Genomic DNA, 19,324 nt, shown 5'->3' with positions numbered 1-19,324 from the left:
ATAGATTCAGTTGCTTTATTTGAATAAAAACATTCAACAATATCTTCAAAAAATATTTTTGTCCTTTTTTGGGCAGAAACACTTAAAGAAGTTAAAATTATTAATGTCAGAATGAGTTTTTTCATATGTTGCCTAACGGTTATGTATAAGATTAGTGGCGTGTTTAAGCACTAATTTAGTAAATAGAAACTTGCCAGCGGAAAATTCCGCAGGAATTTTCCAAGTAAGCTAAAACTAGCCATTAATTTTATGCTTTGTTGCCAACCGTTTTATTCAGATTATGGTTTATTCGTTCCGCCATTTTTAAGTGAACGATTTTATTTAACTTTAACATTTTAAAATTCAGATTATGAATAAGCAACTTTTAATAAAAACAAACAAAAACACTTTAGAATTAATAAAGTCAGAAGCCGAAAAAAACCTAATAAACATACATTCAACAGAAGATGTTATAACAAACAAAACATCAAATCTTTTAAAGATGCTAGTTTCTTTTTTAATAATTACATCTGGTTATTCTATAAGGGCATTTTCTTTGGGTCAATTTGATTATTTATTTAGTTTCTCAATATCTTTGTCGGTTCTTTTTGTAGTCATAATATCGATACTGTTTTTTATTATTTTTCCAAAAGATACAGTTTCTTTAGGTTCTGAGCCAATGAAAAATATAAATGAAAATTTTATTAAAGGCGATGAATTTGACGAATACAGAATACTTTGTAATAAAATAGAATGCCTACAAATTGCAATTGAAGATTCTCTATCTAGTTACAGAATAAGATTAAACGCGTATAAAAAATCTAATAAAATATTAATATTTGGACTTATTTTAATATTCCTTTTTATTAGTCTTTTTTATCTTTTTCTAAATGCGTGTTCGTGTCAGTAGTTGTATAATCAAATCTTTGAGAACTGCTATTTTCTGATTCCGATTGATTTGATGATGAATTGTTGTTGTCTTCGTTTTTATCACTCATAATGTTTGTTTTTAGCGTTATGTTCCTCAAATGGTTGGCAACGGTTACGTATAATATTAGTGGCGCGTTTAAGCACTAATTTAATAAATAGAAACTTGCCAGCGGAAAATTCCGCAGGAATTTTCCAAGTAAGCTAAAACCAGCCATTAATTTTATACTTTGTTGGCAACTGTATTTATTTTTTTCGATTATAAAATTCAGTCAATATTTTTTCTTTTTCCAATTCTGACAATCCATAATTATTTACCGTAAGTGGCGAAGGTGGAAAAGTCCTGTCAAAATTCAAAACATACATCATTAAATATTCACTTATCTGATATCTAACACCAACGCAACCTGATTGATAATCAACCAAATATTCATTATCGGCTATTGCTTTGGAAATCAGTTGAGCTTTTTCTTTGTAGGTTTCTTTTTTAATCAAACCCTCATAAGCAATAGCTTTTACGGTTCCGTTTGGATATTTTGTGAGTTTCAGAAGTTCTAATTCTGTTGCATTTTTCATTACCCATTTTCTCCTTTGGATTTCATCTTCTGTTGACCTTGCGCCAACTCCAACAATTCCGCTTGTGATTCCTTGTTCTTTTGCAACTTGAATTGAGTCTTTTATTTCTTTTCTGATGTCATTCCAATTATAAGTCCAACTTTTTTCATAGCCAGAAGATAGCACAGCAATAATTCCAATTCCGATTATTGTCAGAACTGGGAATAAAATCGAAAATCGACTCCGTTTACTATTATTTCTGCGTTTGGTCATATTGTTGCCAACGGTTTTGTGTATGATACGTTGCGTGTGTAAGCAACTAATTTAGCAAATAAAAACCGAATAGAATATTCCGCAGGAATATTCGTAAGTAGGCGAGAACTAGCAATGGATTATATACTTTGTTGTAGCACGTTATTTTTTGTTTTTATACAGTTCAATCGCTTTTAAATAATTCATTCCGCCACTCTTTGTTTGGTCGTTTAAAAATCCATCCAATTCAGGTTTATTTTCCGCAATCCAATTTACAAGTTCATCTCTGTTTTTAACAAATTTCTCAACGTTAAACGAGGCAGAAAACCTATTGATATTCTTTATTTTATTATTCTCAAATTGTATAATTTCGTCTGTAATAATAGGTTCGTGATGAAGAAAGGAAATTCGCTTGTCCGTTTTTGAAATTTTAGCTTTTACAATTCCATTTTCTTTTTCGATTTTGAGTATTTCGTAGGTCGGTTGGAATACAGAATCCCACATTACCCATTCAGCGTATTCATTTCCACTATATTTCTGCTCAAATCCGTCGTCAATGGTCGTAAATCTCTCGGTAATTAATTCAGTCGTTTTTGAAGGATTTGAATTGTCAATCGCAATGTAGAATTTTTTGGCAATTTCCAATTTGTCAGATTCCTTTTCAGGATTTTTACAGGAAATAATTCCGATTGCTAAAAAGAATAAAAAAACTACGATTTTGTTCATTCGTATGTTGGTTGGTTTAATGTGCTACAACGGTTTTGTGTATTGTTAGTTGCGTGTTTAAGCAACTAATTTAGTAAACAAAAACGAACGCGAGAAAATTCCGAAGGAATTTTCCAAATAAGCAACGACCAAAGCAATTAATTATACACGTTGTTAGCCACAGTATTTATTTACGTTGTTGTTTTTCCATCGTAATATATGTAGTGCAAAGCTCTAATTGCATTCACACAATGATTTCCCCAATGTGAGGTAAATCCGAATTTCAATTGCCAAAGTCCATCTTCGATTGCTTCATCTGTTCCGATTTGGTCTATTTTATAAAGTTCTTCCTTTAAATCCACATAAATATCAGCAACATCATCGACTAACCAACCTTGTGTCGGCTCGTTTTCTTTTTCGTAAGTAGGGTCAAAAACTTCCCAATAAAAACAATCTTTTCCAAGTGAAGAAATCAGATTTACGTTCTGTTCTTTTAAATTCTCTCGCGTTCCAGTTTCAAATTCCGTTTTTTCACTTGAGTGAATTAATTCGACCGATTTCAGAGAAATTCCAGCGTTATATAATTCAGTCAGTTTTTTGTGCATTTCAGGATAAAATTCTATTTCCTTTATTTCTTTATTTTCTATTAGTTCAATAAATCCACGAGCGACTTTCAGGAAATCTTGAGTTTCCTTTGATTCGAGTAATGATTGTATTTCTTTAGTCAAATTTTGCATTCGTGGCATATTGTGGCTAACACGTTATATAATTGCTTTTATTGATCATATCCCGTAAATAAGTTAGGATATGATAAGTATTTTGTTGCTGTTATCCTGTAAATGTAATTAATTTTTCCTACATAATAAGACCATTTTCCTGTTTATATCCAAGACCTTACTTTATATCAAATTTTGTTGTCTAATAATATCTTTATAATCTTAGCAGCCTCCTTTAGTAGAGAGTAAAAAAAATAATTTCTGCACCTGCTTCAAGACTCAGTCTTTTTGTAATATAGTATTTTGCTATTAATATAACAGTTAAATACTTTAGTGCTATAAATACCTTCCGTACTACCGTTTGTGTTATAATCTTATCCAGGATATAGTAATTCTGGTTAAAAAGATAATTTATACGAAATTTTAATTTTGCTTGTAACACCAATATTAAATGCTATTACTACGTCGTCTTTTGTATTAATGTCTCGGGTAAATGTAACAAAGTTTATTCCACCCATAATTCCGAATGTAACGTCTTGCGCTTAACAGTTGCTATTTTCAATAAGGTAATAACTAATGTTATTAGTAATTGGTTTTTCATTATTTTTAAAACACTTTTAATCATTTTTAATTTAAGTGTTTCTTTAAATTTTATTTACTTCCTTTATTTTTAATAATATAAGTTTAGTGTTTTTTATACTTGGACTTTAAAAAATCTACGCAACAAACTTTAACAATCGATTGCGTTGATAAACTCTACAAAAATATATTTAAAAGCAAGTTTTTTTTAATAAAAAATTACGCAATCGATTGTTTTTTTGCGTTCATTTTCTTTTTGCTTTCGTTTTATTTCTATTTATTTGTTTTTAATAACATAAACTAAACTAAATTATTAACCTTTTAAAAACAATTAAACAATGGAGAGTAAAATTACAATTTATTGTATTCCAAAGTTATTTATGCAAAATTCATCTATGCTGCGAGTAATTATGTGTTGCATTATTATGCTTGGTTTGTTTGGCTTTGCTCAAGCTCAAACTAAAACAATTACAGGTAAGGTGGTAGATGCAAACGGAATACCACTTTTAGGAGTAAATGTTTTGCTAAAAAACACATCAACTGGTAGTGTAACCGATTTTGATGGTAAATATCAAATAAAAGTTGACGACCAAAGTAATGCAACTTTAGTATTTACTTATTTAGGGTACGAACAAAAGGAAGTTTCTGTTGCAGGTAAAACTGTTATTGATGTTACACTTAATGAAAGTGCAGAAGTAATGGATGAAGTGGTAATAACTGCTTTAGGTATTAAGAAGTCTTCTAGAAAGTTGGGGTATTCAGCAACTTCTGTAAAAACAGAAGATCTTGTTGTTAATAGAACCACTAATGTAATGGAGTCTTTAACAGGAAAAGTTGCAGGTTTAAATATTACACCACCAGCTGCAGGTGCTGGTGCAAGTACAAAAATTCGTTTGCGTGGTCAGTCTACTTTTGCTGGCGGTAATAATGCACCGCTTATTGTAATTAATGGTTTGCCAATGGATCAAGGAGCAAGAGGTACAAATGGTAATGGGCAACAACGAGATCGAGGCGATGCCTTGTTAAGTATTAATCCTGATGATATAGAAAACATGACTGTATTAAAAGGAGCTACTGCTGCTGCATTATATGGTTCTAGAGCTGCTAACGGAGCTATACTTATTACTACAAAATCTGGATCTAAAGGCACAGGTATTGGTGTTGAATATAGTGTAAACTATACAAGTCAACATGCGCTAGACTTCTTTGAAAATCAGCAAGTATATGGTTCTGGACAAGGAGGTAACAGGCCAACAACTCAAGGACAGGCAAGTCAAATGGGGCAATTCGGTTGGGGAGAAAGATTAGATGGAGCTATGACACCTACTTTTGCAGCAGATGAAAATGGTGATGTAATAATGAGACCATATTCAGCTAACCCTAATAGGTTAAAAGACTATTTTAATACAGGGATTAATTTAACTCATTCGGTAGCGCTTTCTGGTGGTGGTGAAAATGGGAGTTTCCGAGCTTCAATTTCTTCAACAGAATCAGATGGAATAGAACCAACAAATGAATATAAAAGAACTATTGCTAATATTGGTATAAATCATAATATAACGGATAAGCTTAAACTATCTCTTAATGTAAATTATTCACATGAGAACCAAATTAATCCCCCACAAGTTGGTACTCAGGGTAGTGGTTCAATGAACTTTTTTACAAGAATAGCTACAAGTATACCGTTAGAACTTATGAGAGATTATGCATTTGCTCCTAATGGAACAGAATATCGAGTTGCAAGTTGGTCTACTATTAGAAATCCTTATTATGCACAACAAGCTGGTCAATATTACGGAGAAATTAGAGATCGTTTACTTGCAACAGCTACTTTGAGATATGATTTTACAGATTGGTTATATGTGCAAGGTAGATATAATTATGATTTAGCACACCGTTCTATTGAGTCGAAAAACCCAGGAGGAATTGGTACAACAAACCCTTTTAATGGAGATGGTACTTATAGAGGTAGTTACGCAGTAGATGAATCAAATGGAACTGATATAAATGCAGATTTCTTAATTGGTGCTTCTAAGACTTTTGGTAAACTCTCAGTAGATGCAAGTATTGGAGGAAATACTTTTAGAGTAAAAGATAAGCGTTTATTTGCTAATGCAAGTAATTTTATAAATAGAGACTTTTTTGCTCTTAGTAATGGTACTATTCAAAATCAAGGGAATGACTACACTTTATCGGAAGTAAATTCTTTATATGCTTTGGCAGATTTTGGATATGATGATACATTTTTCTTGAATTTAACAGGAAGAAATGATTGGTTTTCACAATTAAATCCAACAAATAACGATGTGTTTTATCCATCAATTTCTGGAAGTGTTATAGTGTCTGAATTATTACCTGAAACAAGTTGGTTAGATTATGCTAAAATCAGATCTTCATGGGCAGAGACAGGAAGTATTAATGGTGTTGGAGTATACGATGGAACATTAGCATATGGTATTGATAATAATCAATTTAATGGACAAACAACAGCAGGAATAGCGAGTGGAAATGCACCTAATCCAGCTTTAACTACTTATACAGTTACTGAAAAGGAAATAGGATTAGAATTGCGTATGTTTAGTAATAAGCTACGTGTTGATATAGGAGCTTTTGAAAAAGTGACTACAGATCAGATTTTAGATGTGCAATTATCTCCTGCTTCAGGATATAATGAGTCTAAAGAAAATTTAGGGTCTTTGAAAAATTTCGGTTTAGAAACGTTAATTGAATATACACCTATTCAAAATGATAACTTTAGGTGGACTACTTCTTGGAATCATACTGCTATGGATTCTGAAGTGCTTTCAGTGGGTAAAAATCCTGATGGAACTCCAATTGATGATTTCTTAGTTATTGATTATAATCGTACAGGTAATGAGTTTTTAGGTCAATTACATTATACGGTGGGTATGGCTATGAATCAATTATACATTAGAAAATTTTTAAGAACACCTTCTGGTGAAAAAATATTGAGAGACAATGGTCGTCTTCGAGCTACAGATGATTATCATGCTGTTGGTAGTGCGAATGCAAAAATGATAGGTGGATGGTCTAATACATTTACGTATAAAAAATTAACGCTTGGAGTATTTTTAGATTATAAGTTTGGAGGTAAAGTATTGTCTTCTACACTTTTAAATATGACAAGACAAGGACATTCTTTATTGTCTTTAGAAGGTCGACGTGAAGGTGAAAATGGTTTATTAGTAGAAGGGGTTCAAAATACAGGAACAGATGAAAACCCAGTGTATGTACCAAATACAACTGTTGTAGATCAAGCTGATTTACAAACTTTTTATTCTGATTACAGAAGTATACAGATTGGAGAACCTTTTCTTTTTAAATCAGACTTTATTAAGTTAAGGAATATATCTATTTCTTATGATTTTACAGATGTTTTAAAGAAATATAATTCTTTGAAATTCTTTAAAGGACTTTCTTTTACAGCTTCTGCTCGTAATGTTGCAATTCTATATAAAGATCTTCCTAACCTTGACCCTGAGGCTGTTCAGTCTTCCGGAGATACAAGGGTTGGTTATGAAAATTCATCGTTACCAACAACCAGAAGTTTTTCTTTTGCTTTAACTGCTAAATTTTAACAAATATGAAAACTATAAAACAATTTATATTAATATTTACCATCTTATTATTTGTAGTAGGATGCGATGACAATTTTGAGGCAATAAATACAGATCCTTATCAAATTAACGATATTGAAGCATCATTAATTTTTGCAGGTTCACAGCGAACAGGAACTGGTGGATGGGGAGCTGAGAATACTATTGTTCAGCATTATGTAAATCCTTATAATACAGGTGCTACACTTGGTTTTAATTTTAATGAGAATATTGATGCACAGCAAAATGGGGCATTTGGAAATTATACTAGATCTATAAAAGAATTTACACATATACTTAATAATATGTTAGGTGATGATACGGATCGAATTAATTTAAAAAGTATGGTGCGTATATGGAAAGCCCAGGTATTTATGATTATGGTAGATGCTTATGGAGATATTCCATACTTTGAAGCAGGAAAAGCTATTGATGGTAAGGAATACTTTTATCCATCATATGATGATGATGAAGCGATTTATGAAGACCTTCATAAAGAACTAAAAGAAGCTGTGGCTAGTTTAAGTTCTGGTGGAGAGTTTGTGGAAGCTGATTTGTTTTACGGTATAAATGGAGCTGTTCCATCTACTAGTGCTGCACAACAAGTGGCTAAGTGGCAAAAATTAGGTAATTCATTATTATTAAGATTAGGGATGCGTTATACTAAAGTAAATTCTGCTTTAGCTCAGACTATTGTAAATGAAGCTGTTAATGGTCCTGGAGGAGTGATGACATCTAATAATGATAATGCTTTTGTGCGTTATGATGGGTCATTGTTTACAAATGGATCAAATAATACCTTAATTGCATTTCCTTATTTTCATCATGCAGCTGAGCCTTTTGTAGAGCAGCTAAAAACAACAAATGATCCACGTGGTAAATACTTAGTAGCTTCTTTTGAAGACCCTGCAGATCCACTTGCAGATCCAAACCCTGATTACGATATAGCAAATCAATTTGGTGTTCCTGTTGGTGTAGAAGCAATCGCGCTTGGTGCAGCTCCATATAGAGGTTTAAAAGCAGGTGGTTTAAATTATTCAGAAATGAATGTGAATTGTGGTGCATCTATTTTGGCTCCTACATTTTGGGTTACTTATTCTCAAACTTCTTTACTTTTGGCAGAAGCCGTTGTTAGAGGTTATATTAGTGGAAGTGCCCAAGCATATTACGAAGATGGAATTACTGCTAATATGGATGTTTATGCGACCTACATTACTGAAACAGGTTCAACGCTTCCAGAAGTTTCTTTGGCAGAAAAAACTTCTTATCTTTCTGATGCAAATGTAGATTTTACATTAGCAGTTAGCGATCAAGATAAAATTGATTTAATAAGTATTCAATATTGGATTACAAACATTAAAAATCCAGCAGAAGCATGGGCTAATATGAGAAGGAGTAATCATTCTAATATATCTAGAAATTCATTTAATAATGATCTGTTAGCAAATGGTGGAGATGGATTTGTGCATAGGTTTACTTATCCCGATTCAGAGCAATCAGCAAACCCAGTTAACTATTCAGCTGCAGTTTCAGCAATTGGAGGTAAGGATGATTTGGTTACCAGGATTTTTTGGGATGTTGAGTAGTTTTTTATTAATAGAGAATGGTATATCTATTAACTATGATATATAGATATATAATTCAAAAAATCAAGACTGTCTGAAAAGGCAGTCTTTTTTTTGCATTTTTTAAAACTTTAAAAACAATAGAGTTTCAATTTTAAGCTTTACGCTCTAATACCGCCATATAAAATCCATCGAAACCAGATTTATGCGACAATACTTTTTTGTCTTTTATAAGTTTAAAATTAGTGCCAGCTTCCGATGTTAAAAAGGTTTCAACTTGTTCTTGGTTTTCAGATGGTAATACCGAACAGGTAGCATATACTAGTTGCCCACCAGCTTTTACCATTTTAGAATATTGTTGTAAAATATCTTGTTGGGTTTTCTTTATTTTATCAATAAAGTCGGGTTGTAGTTTCCATTTAGCATCCGGATTTCTACGTAATACTCCTAATCCAGAGCATGGTGCATCAATTAAAACACGATCGGCTTTATCATATAATTTTTTAATGACTTTGGTCGATTCGATAGTGCGGTTTTCAATATTATGAGCACCGTTTCGTTTTGCACGACGTTTTAATTCATTCAATTTATTGCCATAAATATCCATAGCAATAATTTGACCTTTGTTTTCCATTAAAGCGGCTAAATGCAATGTTTTTCCTCCTGCACCTGCGCAAGCATCAACAACACGCATACCAGGTTTTACATTTAAATACTCAGCTACTAATTGAGATGAAGCATCTTGAACTTCAAAATGACCATTTTTAAAAGCTTCAGTAGAAAATACATTAGCACGCTCTCTTAATTTTAGTGCACTTGGGTAGTTATCAATAAAATCAGTTTCAATATCTAAATCGAATAATTCCGTTTGTAATTTTTCTTTTGTTGTTTTAAGCGTGTTTACTCTTAAAATAACGTCGGCTTGTTCGTTTAAAGCAGCAATTTCTTTACCCCAAACAGCATCACCTAATTCTTTTCTACCAATTTCATCCATCCAGTCTGGAATAGATTCTTTGAATCGTCTGGTTTTTGAGAGTTCATCATAACGTCCTTTAATTTTTCGTAAAGGCGTGCCTTCAAAATATTTCCAATCTGGTAATTTGATGCCTTTCAAAGTTGCCCAAACAGCAAACATACGCCACAGATTTTCTCTGTCAAACGGTTCTTTTACTTCAGCAATTTCGGCATATAAACGCTTCCAACGTACCATGTCGTAGGTGGTTTCGGCAACAAAACCTCTGTCGCGAGCGCCCCAACGTTTATCACGTTTTAGTAGTTGTTGAATAACTTTATCGGCATACTTTCCTTCGTTAAATATTAATGTTAAGCCATCAATAACTGCAAAGCATAAATTTCTGTGTAATCGCATCGTATATAAATAAGGGTGCAAAGGTAAAGTTTTAGCTCCAAATATTTTACGGTTTACTGTTTAATTAAACTTTTTGAATATTAATGAGTCCTATTAAAAATTAAAGCTCATGGGAAATCTAAAAAAAATCATTTTTTTACTAACAATTTTTGTTTTCATTTTTATTGCTTGTTCTAACGAAGATGATTCTAACTTAATGGAAAATGAAGACATAGAAACGGTAGTTGATACCGATTATGATATAACTTCGATACTTTCAAAATTTGAAGGCACCGGTTTATCATATGCGGTTAACGGAAATACGGTAACGTTTACTACTCAAGATTTGCCAAATCATACAAGTCCGTATTGGCCAACAGATAATCCATTACATGCAGATTACAATGGGACTAATTCTAATTTTCGATTAAACCCTAATAGAATTACAACGCAAAATATTGTATTCACCATAACGTTAAATCCTAAAGAAGCTGCTAATAAAGAAGCAACGCCAATGGGACCAATAGGTATTTCAAGAAATGGCGTGGTGTTTTTTAATCAGTATGCAGCAGGCGGTTCTCCGTTAACCAATGAAATTGATTCATTTGATCAGTATTTAGGGCATCCCGCAGGTCAAGATAACTACCATTATCATATTGAGCCTACTTTCTTAACAGAACAATTTGGAGAAGATGCCTTTTTAGGATTATTGGCAGATGGATTTCCTGTTTACGGACCTAAAGAAAATGGTGCTACTATAACCAATGCCGATTTAGATGCGTATCATGGACATACAGGCGTAACAGCCGATTTTCCTAATGGTATTTATCATTATCATATTACAAGTGAAGATCCTTATTTAAATGGTAATGGGTATTTTGGAACACCAGGAAATATTACAAATTAAGTGCGTTTTAAGACCTTACATATTGTTTTTGTACTATTTATTTTTTATGGATGTAATCAATTAAAATCATCTATAACAGTTGATGCTTCAACTACGTTTTTAAATCTTGATAATGGTGTGCTGTTTTATAAAGACGAACCTTTTACAGGAAACTTAGTGACTTACTTTCCAGATAAAAGTTTAAAATTGGATATTCAATATAAAGACGGAAGAAAGGAAGGTTATGAGAAACATTGGTTTTCTAATAATACATTATCTATAGAGCGCTATTACAATGAAGGATTGAAAACGGGTATTCATAAAGCTTGGTGGGATAACGGAACTCAAAAGTTTGAATACCATTTCAATAAAAAAGGGATGTATGATGGTATAGTGAAAGAATGGTATGAAACTGGGCAGGTTTTTAGGGATTTTAATTATGTAGATGGAAAAGAAATTGGGAGTCAGCGTTTATGGAAAAGAAACGGTACTATAAAAGCTAATTATAAAGTAGTTAATGGAGAACGATTTGGGTTAATAGGATTAAAAAAATGTTACACTGTAACTGTTGATAGCGATGAAGTTAAATAAAATAAAGAATGAATTCTTTCGACTGAATTCTGTTTTTTTAGGAACGGTGTCAAGGCATTATTTAATAAAGAAAGTGACTTTTTTATTAATCCTTTTAATAATTATTTCTTGTAAAAAGGACGTGTCAGAAACAAATGAAGCAGTTGGTTTACCTTATTTTAATAGGGCCGATTTTACTCCAGAATGGAATGCATCTACTCATAAAATCCCTGGTTTTTCATTTGTAAATCAAGACGGAGCAATAATTACAAATAAAACTTTTGAAGGCGGCATGTATATTGCCGATTTCTTTTTTACAAGTTGCCCAGGTATTTGTCCAACACTTACTAAAAATATGCGTAGCCTTCAAGAAGCTTACAAAAATGATGATGCCATAAAGTTTCTGTCACATACTGTTATGCCCTGGAAAGATTCGGTTCCTGTTTTAAAAAAATATGCTTTAACGCATCAAGTAGATTCCGAAAAATGGCATTTAATTACTGGAGATAAAGATGCTATTTATAGTATAGCAAGAACAGGTTATTTTGCTGATGAAGATTTTAATAAAACTCAAGATGAAAGTGATTTTATACATACCGAAAATTTTGTGTTGGTAGATGCGAAAGGATATATACGTGGCGTTTATAATGGCACTTTAGAAGTTGATGTTGAACGTTTGAAACGACACGTTAAAATATTACAAAAAGAGATTTGATTGATTTTTAGTTTTTTTAATGAAAGGGTCATGATAGTCCATGAAGCTTTTCTACTTTTATAGAAATTTGAAATTCATGAATCGTATTTTATTTGTATTGGTTGCTATTGTTTTATTTTCATGTGGGGGAAAGAAAGATGAAAATATTAGAAGTTTTTATAACGTAGAAGTTGAAACCATTTTACATGATTCCTTATTAAGTATTCGAGCAATAGATATATTGAATGATAAAAGTTTAGCTTTTGCGGCGAATAATGGTGCTTTTGGATTGTATAACCCTAAAACAAAATTGTGGCAAACGTCTATTCAAAAGCATGATACTTTGAATTTACATTTTAGAGCAGTTGCGCATACAAATACGGATTTCTTTATGCTAAGTATTGAAAGTCCAGCTTTATTGTTTAAAACTGGTGATACAGGAAACATGGAATTGGTTTATAAAGAAGAAGGAGCAAGCGTTTTTTATGATGCGATGACTTTTTGGAACGTTAGAGAAGGTATTGCTGTAGGCGATAGTATGAATGGCTGTTTATCAATTATTATAACAAGAGATGGCGGACAATCATGGCAAAAAATACCATGTGATAATTTACCTAAAGCTGAAGCCGGAGAAGGTGCTTTTGCAGCAAGTAATACCAATATTAAAACCATTGGGAATAAAACATGGATAGCTACTACTAATGGTAATATTTATTATTCTGAAGATAAAGGCGCTTCTTGGGAAGTTGTTAAAACACCCATTGTACAAGATAAAGCGACTGAAGGTGTTTATTCAATAGATTTTTATGATGAAAATAACGGATTTGCTATTGGAGGCGATTATACAAATCCAGAGGCGAATACTGCAAATAAAATTAAATCGACTGATGGCGGAAAAACATGGAGTTTAGTTGCTGAAAATGAAAACCCAAATTATAAAAGTTGCGTACAATATATTCCAAATAGAGGAGGGAAGGAGTTAGTCGCAGTTGGTTTTAATGGTATCGATTTTAGTAATGATTCTGGCGAATCATGGAAGCATATTAGTGATGACGGTTTTTATACTATCAGGTTTTTAAACGATACAGTGGCGTATGCAGCAGGACATGGAAAGATATCTATATTAACTTTTAGAGAATAAAAAAAGGAGCGATAAGCTCCTTCCTTATTATTCAGGTTTTTTATGATTTTGTCGCATTTGTTTAAAACGTTCAAAGAGTTTTCTTTTAAAATCTTCTTCTGCTATTCTTAGTGAAATTATTTTTTTAGGAGACAACACTTTTCTTAGTTTGCTGATAAGTTTAATATCTTCTTCATGTAATTGTTTTTCATAACCCGATAGTTGAGTTAAAAGCTCATTGGCTCTTTCATTAGATATAGTAGTGAAATTTTGTTTTATTTCACGTCTAATTCTTTTTATATCAGTATATTTTAATTTTGTTGTTATATCATCATAAGCATTATAAATAGGCCAGAATTGTTGTGCTTCTTGTGCTGTTAAATCTAGTTTTTCTGTAATAAAAGAGACTTTAAGTGCTTTTATTTTTTCTCTGCCTTTATGTTGGGCAAATGTGCTTAATGATAATAGTAGCACGAATAATGGGAGTATAAAATTTTTCATGTGTTTATAATTTTGTTTTATTCAGCATATAAATCTTCAAGATCTAAATGATCTATTAAATAGCTTTCAATATTGTTTTCGTTAAAATTAGTTTCTATAAAATTAGCATCAGAGAGCTCTTCTGTTGTTAGTAATGATGCTATTTCATAAGAGTCTAATAAATCTCCGCTTATCATGTATTCTTCTACTGTTTCAGTATCTAACGAAGCCCAAGTAGTTGTGTTATTAAAAGTAGATAAGTTAAAAAGTAATAATACAGCTGCTGCAACTCCAGATAGGTATACTAAGTTTCTTCTATTAAATAATGAAATTACTTTTGGAGTTTCTTTTGTCGATGTTTTTTCAATAATACGATCTTCCAAAGTTTTAAAATAATCCTTGGGAGTTTTAAAACCAGAATCACTAGATAGCTCTTTAAGTTTTATGTTACTTAAAATAGCATCTTCAAGAGTATCAAAGTAGTCTTTCGGTACTTTAAATCCAGTTTCGTTAATATTATGTATGTTGTTTTTTTTCATCTTATTAATAAGACTGTTTTTTTTATTAAAGGTTTAATCTTTAGTTAAATAAGCTTCTATTTTTTTTACTGCAATATGGTATGATGCTTTTAATGCACCTTCACTAGTTTCTAAAATATCTGACATGTCTTTATATTTTATATCCTCAAAATATTTCATATTAAAAACCAATTGTTGCTTTTCTGGTAATGTTGCAATAGCTTGTTGTAATTTTAATTGAATATCATTGCCTTCAAAATACACATCAGAAGTTAAATTGTTTAATGCTAATTGTTGTACTTCTTCATTTGTTGTTTGTAATCGTTTTGCATTTTTATTTATGAATGTAATAGATTCATTAGTTGCAATACGGTACATCCATGAAAATAGTTTACTATCTCCTTTAAAGTTATGAATATTTTTATAAATTTTAATAAATGTGTTTTGAAGTACATCATCAGTGTCGTCATGTGACTTAACAATATTACGGATATGCCAATACAAACGTTCTTTATAAAGCGTTATTAGCTCTCGAAAAGCTTGTTCTCTATGGTTGTCCGATTTAAGATGTTCAATTAATTGTACTTCGTCCGTCACAAAAGTAGTTTTGCCTTTAGACTACTAAATATACTAAAAGTTTAAAGTCTAATTATTTATATATTTCTATAAAAAAATTAAACAATTGTAAATCAATAGTTTATAATATATTTAATCGATTAAGTGTAAATAAATACGATTAAATACGTTTTTTCTTGTCAGGAATGTTTATTTAATGTAAATTTGTATCAGAAACCTACTTATGTTGTTAGTCGTCCCCAAGTCTAACAAGAAGAAAAAAAGGATAGAAACCCAAATCTCTATCCTTTTTTATATTTTACACCTTTTTTACGTGTTTATTCTAAGCGTTTCATCTCTACTCTTTTTTTATAAATGTCTTTTTTCGTCAAGAAGCTTAATGTGCTTTCTTTATACTATAATATTTATTTGTATTTGTTTTTTATCGACGAAATGTGCTTTAAATACGATTAAATGTGTTTTTTCTTGTCAGAAACGTTTGTTTAATATAAATTTGTATCAGAAACTTACTTATGTTGTTAGTCGTCCCCAAGTCTAACAAGAATAAAAAAAAGGATAGAAACCCAAATCTCTATCCTTTTTATATTTTATAGCTTTCGGTGTTATTTATACCATTTATTCAAAGCTCTGCATGTCTACTAATTTTTTGTAAACACCTTTTTTATCAATAAGCTCGTTATGCTTTCCTTGTTCTACAATTTCACCTTTATTAAGCACTACAATTTCATCGGCATTTTGGATGGTAGAAAGTCTGTGTGCAATTACGATAGAGGTTCTATTTTTCATCATGTTTTCTAAAGCTACTTGAACTAGGCGTTCGCTTTCGGTATCTAAAGCTGATGTAGCTTCATCTAAAACCATTATAGGAGGACTTTTAAGAACAGCACGTGCAATGCTTAAACGTTGTTTTTGTCCGCCTGAAAGTTTGTTACCAGAGTCGCCAATATTTGTTTCTATACCGTTTGGTAAATCTTTTACAAATTCCCAAGCATTAGCAATTTTTAAAGCGTCAATAACATCGTCTTCTGTAGCATTTTCGTTTCCTAACTTTAGGTTATTTTTAATACTATCATTAAATAGAATGGCGTCTTGAGTTACAATACCAAGTTGGCTCCTTAAAGAACTTGTGGTTAAATCGCGAATATCAATTCCATCAATTAAAATACTACCTTTATTTACATCATAAAAACGTGTAATAAGGTTGGCTATGGTAGATTTACCGCTACCAGATTGCCCTACTAGTGCAACTGTTTTTCCTTTTGGAATTTTTAAAGAGAAATCTTTTAAAACATACTCATCTTGATATTTAAACGAAATGTTTTTGAATTCAATTTCAGAATCAAAACTATCTTTTACAATAGCATTGTCTTTATCTTTTAAAGGATTAGGTGTGTCAATAATTTCTTGAATACGTTCTGCAGCTGCTCCACCTTTTTTAATGTTGTAAAGGCCACGAGAAATTGCTTTTGCAGGCGTTAATATATTATAAGCTAATCCCATGTAAATTATAAAACTACTACTGTCTAATGCTAAATTTGGATCTTCATTTAATACTAGGTTACCACCATACCATAATATAACAGCAATCATACAAATACCTAAAAACTCACTGGTTGGTGATGCTAAGTTTTGACGATTTAATAGTTTGTTTGAAAAATGATAAAAACGCGTCGTAGATTCTTGGAATTTACCATTGAAATTGTCTTCAGCATTAAATCCTTTTATTATTCTAAGACCTGTTAAGGTTTCTTCAAGGGTTGATAAAAATAAGCCTTGCTCTTTTTGAACTCGATCTGACTTTCGTTTTAGGCTTTTACCAATTAAAGATATAATCCAGCCCATTACAGGAATAAAAACAAACACAAATAAGGTTAGCTTTAAGCTTATAATTAGCATTGCTGTTATAGTGAATATAATCGTGAGTGGTTCTCTAACAATAAGTTCTAAGACAGATAAGAATGAATATTGTAAATCTAAGACATCACTAGTAACACGAGATAAAATATCGCCTTTTCGCTTTTCAGAAAAATAAGAAAGTGGAAGTTCTACAGTTTGCTTATAAACTTTGTTTCTAAGATCTCTAATAACACCATTTCTTAAGAAAACTAAAAAATAATTGGCTAAATAACCTGAAATGTTTTTTAATAAGAACATAACTATTATCAAGCATACAACAAATATAAGCGCCTTAGAGTTATCGCCTCCAGTAAACTGATTCATTTGATAAGCTAGATAGTCTTCTGCAAAACCTCCTAGTTCTGAAAATTCTATACTAGAAGAATATTCTGGTTTAATTGTTGGAGCAACTTTCTCTTTCTTAAAAATAACATCTAGCATGGGTTTTAAAGCCACAAAAGATAAAGTGCCAAATAAAGCAAAAAACACATTAGAAATAATGTGTCCTATAGCAAACCTTTTGTATGGTTTAGCATACTTAAGTATGTTATAAAAATGATTCATTAAATGAGTTTCATATCTTTTAAAATATCTTCAGCTTTTGTGTCTAGTATAGTTTCAGTTTGTTTGAAATTTTCAACAGCCTCTAATTTTTTATTGACACTTACGTAGAATTTTATTTTTGGTTCTGTTCCACTTGGTCTTAAAGCAATTTGACTTCCGTCTTCAGTATAATAAATTAATACGTTAGATTTTGGAATATCAATAGCGCTTTCTTCTCCAGTTAACATGTTTTTAGAGATTGATAAATCGTAATCTTCAAATTTAACAACTTTAGAACCATTAATAATTTTTAAAGGCGTTTCTCTAGCGTCAACCATCATTTGTTTAATTTCTTCTGCACCTTCAATACCTTTTTTAGTTAAAGAAACAAGTTTTTCTTTATAAAAACCGTGCTCTGTATAAAGGTTTAAAAGCTCATTGAAAAAAGAACTTCCTTGAGATTTTGTTATGGCTGCAATTTCACAAGCTAAAAGGGTAGAGGTAACGGCATCTTTATCGCGAACAAAATCGCCTACCATAAAACCAAAACTTTCTTCACCACCACCAACAAAGTCAAGCTCTGGGAAATCATGAATTAATTTTGCAATCCATTTAAAACCTGTTAATACTATTTTACTTTCTACATTGTAAGCTTCAGCTAATTTACTAAGCATTGGTGTGGATACAATGGTTGAAGCAATAAACTCTTTGCCTTTTATTTTATTTTCTGCTTTCCATTGTTTTAATAAGAAATCAGTCATCATTAACATGGTTTGATTTCCATTAAGCAATTGTAAAACACCATCCGCATTACGAACAGCTACCCCTAATCTATCACAATCAGGATCGGTTCCAATCACAATATCAGCATTTACTTTTTCTGCTAACTCTAATGCCATTTTTAGAGCAGCAGGTTCTTCAGGATTTGGCGATTTAACCGTTGGGAAATCGCCGTTTGGAACTTCTTGCTCTTTTACAATGTGTACATTTTTATAACCTGCGCGTTTTAAAGTTTCTGGAACAGCTGTAATAGATGTTCCGTGTAGTGATGTGAACACAATTGTTAAATCGTCTTTGGCAGCATCAGTAGCGCCTACGCATCCGTTTTCTACAGAGGCATCAATAAAGACATTATCAATATCTTTTCCTATATGTTTAATAAGACTATTGTTGGCTTCAAACTTAATATCGGCATAATCTAACGCATTAATCATATTAATAACTGCGCTATCATGCGGTGGTACTAATTGACCACCATCTTGCCAATAAACTTTGTAACCGTTATATTCTGGAGGATTGTGAGATGCTGTTAAAACAATACCACAGTGACAGTTTAAATGTTTTACGGCGAATGATAATTCTGGAGTTGCACGTAAATCTTCAAATAAATACACTTCAATACCATTTGCAGAAAAAACATCGGCAACTACTTTTGCTAATGTTTTACTGTTATGTCTACAGTCATAAGCAATAACAGCTTTTGGGGTTTCGTTAGGAAATTGATTGTGTAAATAATCACTTAAACCTTGTGTGCTTTTTCCAAGTGTATATTTATTAATACGGTTAGTGCCTACACCCATAATACCTCGCATACCACCAGTTCCAAATTCTAAATCTTTGTAGAAGCTTTCTTGAATGTCTTCTGGATCATTAGCAATACTGCTTTTTATTAAAGCTTGCGTGTCTTCATCAAATGCAGGGGTTAACCAGCTATTAATTCTATCTAAAATTTTTGGTTCAATGTGTATCATAATGTCTTAAAAAAATATGCTTCAAAAGTAAGCAATTGTGTGATAAT

At 31.6% G+C, this 19,324-nt stretch carries 16 protein-coding genes; 6 read left to right on the top strand and 10 right to left on the bottom strand.

The annotated features are described in order from the left end of the window. Positions 1-845 precede the first annotated feature (845 nt). The 4 genes from ACH5TW_RS04785 to ACH5TW_RS04770 all read right to left on the bottom strand — a co-directional run bounded on the left by ACH5TW_RS04785 (position 846) and on the right by ACH5TW_RS04770 (position 3,155). Positions 846-977 carry a hypothetical protein gene (locus ACH5TW_RS04785; protein WP_439335339.1) on the bottom strand — a complete coding sequence of 44 codons (132 nt, stop codon included), beginning with the start codon at positions 975-977 and terminating at the stop codon, positions 846-848. A 175-nt stretch (positions 978-1,152) separates the two neighbouring features. After that, positions 1,153-1,734 carry a hypothetical protein gene (locus tag ACH5TW_RS04780; RefSeq protein WP_439335338.1) on the bottom strand — a complete coding sequence of 194 codons (582 nt, stop codon included), beginning with the start codon at positions 1,732-1,734 and terminating at the stop codon, positions 1,153-1,155. Between the two features lie 141 nt (positions 1,735-1,875). Then, complete coding sequence (locus ACH5TW_RS04775; RefSeq protein ID WP_439335337.1) at positions 1,876-2,439, bottom strand: hypothetical protein; 564 nt, start codon at positions 2,437-2,439, stop codon at positions 1,876-1,878. 170 nt (positions 2,440-2,609) lie between these two features. Next, the gene (locus tag ACH5TW_RS04770) at positions 2,610-3,155 is read right to left on the bottom strand and encodes a DUF5063 domain-containing protein (protein ID WP_439335350.1); all 546 of its coding nucleotides are present in this window, start codon (positions 3,153-3,155) and stop codon (positions 2,610-2,612) included. Positions 3,156-4,108: 953 nt separating this feature from the next. Here ACH5TW_RS04770 and ACH5TW_RS04765 point away from each other — a divergent pair. Beyond that, positions 4,109-7,312, top strand: coding sequence for a SusC/RagA family TonB-linked outer membrane protein (locus tag ACH5TW_RS04765; protein WP_439335336.1), 3,204 nt, complete (start codon positions 4,109-4,111; stop codon positions 7,310-7,312). Positions 7,313-7,317: 5 nt separating this feature from the next. Further along, positions 7,318-8,916 carry a SusD/RagB family nutrient-binding outer membrane lipoprotein gene (locus ACH5TW_RS04760; RefSeq protein WP_439335335.1) on the top strand — a complete coding sequence of 533 codons (1,599 nt, stop codon included), beginning with the start codon at positions 7,318-7,320 and terminating at the stop codon, positions 8,914-8,916. Between the two features lie 133 nt (positions 8,917-9,049). Here the strand turns inward: ACH5TW_RS04760 and ACH5TW_RS04755 are convergent, their stop codons facing one another. Next, positions 9,050-10,264, bottom strand: a complete 1,215-nt coding sequence (locus ACH5TW_RS04755) for an RsmB/NOP family class I SAM-dependent RNA methyltransferase (protein WP_439335334.1) — start codon at positions 10,262-10,264, stop codon at positions 9,050-9,052. 109 nt (positions 10,265-10,373) lie between these two features. Here ACH5TW_RS04755 and ACH5TW_RS04750 point away from each other — a divergent pair, with 109 nt between their 5' ends. The 4 genes from ACH5TW_RS04750 to ACH5TW_RS04735 all read left to right on the top strand — a co-directional run bounded on the left by ACH5TW_RS04750 (position 10,374) and on the right by ACH5TW_RS04735 (position 13,534). Beyond that, entirely contained in the window at positions 10,374-11,150 is a 777-nt protein-coding gene (locus ACH5TW_RS04750) for a YHYH protein (RefSeq protein WP_439335333.1), read from the top strand. Further along, positions 11,151-11,720, top strand: coding sequence for a toxin-antitoxin system YwqK family antitoxin (locus ACH5TW_RS04745; protein WP_439335332.1), 570 nt, complete (start codon positions 11,151-11,153; stop codon positions 11,718-11,720). Between the two features lie 121 nt (positions 11,721-11,841). Next, a complete protein-coding gene (locus ACH5TW_RS04740; RefSeq protein ID WP_439335331.1) occupies positions 11,842-12,414 on the top strand; it encodes an SCO family protein in 573 nt (190 codons plus the stop codon). A gap of 76 nt (positions 12,415-12,490) precedes the next feature. After that, positions 12,491-13,534, top strand: coding sequence for a WD40/YVTN/BNR-like repeat-containing protein (locus ACH5TW_RS04735; protein ID WP_439335330.1), 1,044 nt, complete (start codon positions 12,491-12,493; stop codon positions 13,532-13,534). A gap of 27 nt (positions 13,535-13,561) precedes the next feature. Here ACH5TW_RS04735 and ACH5TW_RS04730 read toward each other — a convergent pair whose 3' ends face one another. The 5 genes from ACH5TW_RS04730 to ACH5TW_RS04710 form a co-directional block, all read right to left on the bottom strand. Then, entirely contained in the window at positions 13,562-14,014 is a 453-nt protein-coding gene (locus tag ACH5TW_RS04730; protein ID WP_439335329.1) for a sensor of ECF-type sigma factor, read from the bottom strand. Between the two features lie 17 nt (positions 14,015-14,031). After that, positions 14,032-14,532 carry a hypothetical protein gene (locus ACH5TW_RS04725; protein ID WP_439335328.1) on the bottom strand — a complete coding sequence of 167 codons (501 nt, stop codon included), beginning with the start codon at positions 14,530-14,532 and terminating at the stop codon, positions 14,032-14,034. Between the two features lie 33 nt (positions 14,533-14,565). Next, complete coding sequence (locus ACH5TW_RS04720; RefSeq protein WP_439335327.1) at positions 14,566-15,108, bottom strand: RNA polymerase sigma factor; 543 nt, start codon at positions 15,106-15,108, stop codon at positions 14,566-14,568. 594 nt (positions 15,109-15,702) lie between these two features. Continuing rightward, entirely contained in the window at positions 15,703-17,547 is a 1,845-nt protein-coding gene (locus ACH5TW_RS04715; protein ID WP_439335326.1) for an ABC transporter ATP-binding protein, read from the bottom strand. Continuing rightward, positions 17,547-19,277, bottom strand: a complete 1,731-nt coding sequence (locus ACH5TW_RS04710; protein WP_439335325.1) for a phospho-sugar mutase — start codon at positions 19,275-19,277, stop codon at positions 17,547-17,549. The genes ACH5TW_RS04715 and ACH5TW_RS04710 overlap by 1 nt, the downstream gene beginning before the upstream one ends. Positions 19,278-19,324: the final 47 nt, after the last annotated feature.

The sequence above is a fragment of the Thalassobellus sediminis genome (genome assembly GCF_044386045.1).
Taxonomy (GTDB): Bacteria; Bacteroidota; Bacteroidia; order Flavobacteriales; family Flavobacteriaceae; genus Thalassobellus; species Thalassobellus sediminis.
This window is presented reverse-complemented; position numbering and strand designations above follow the sequence as displayed.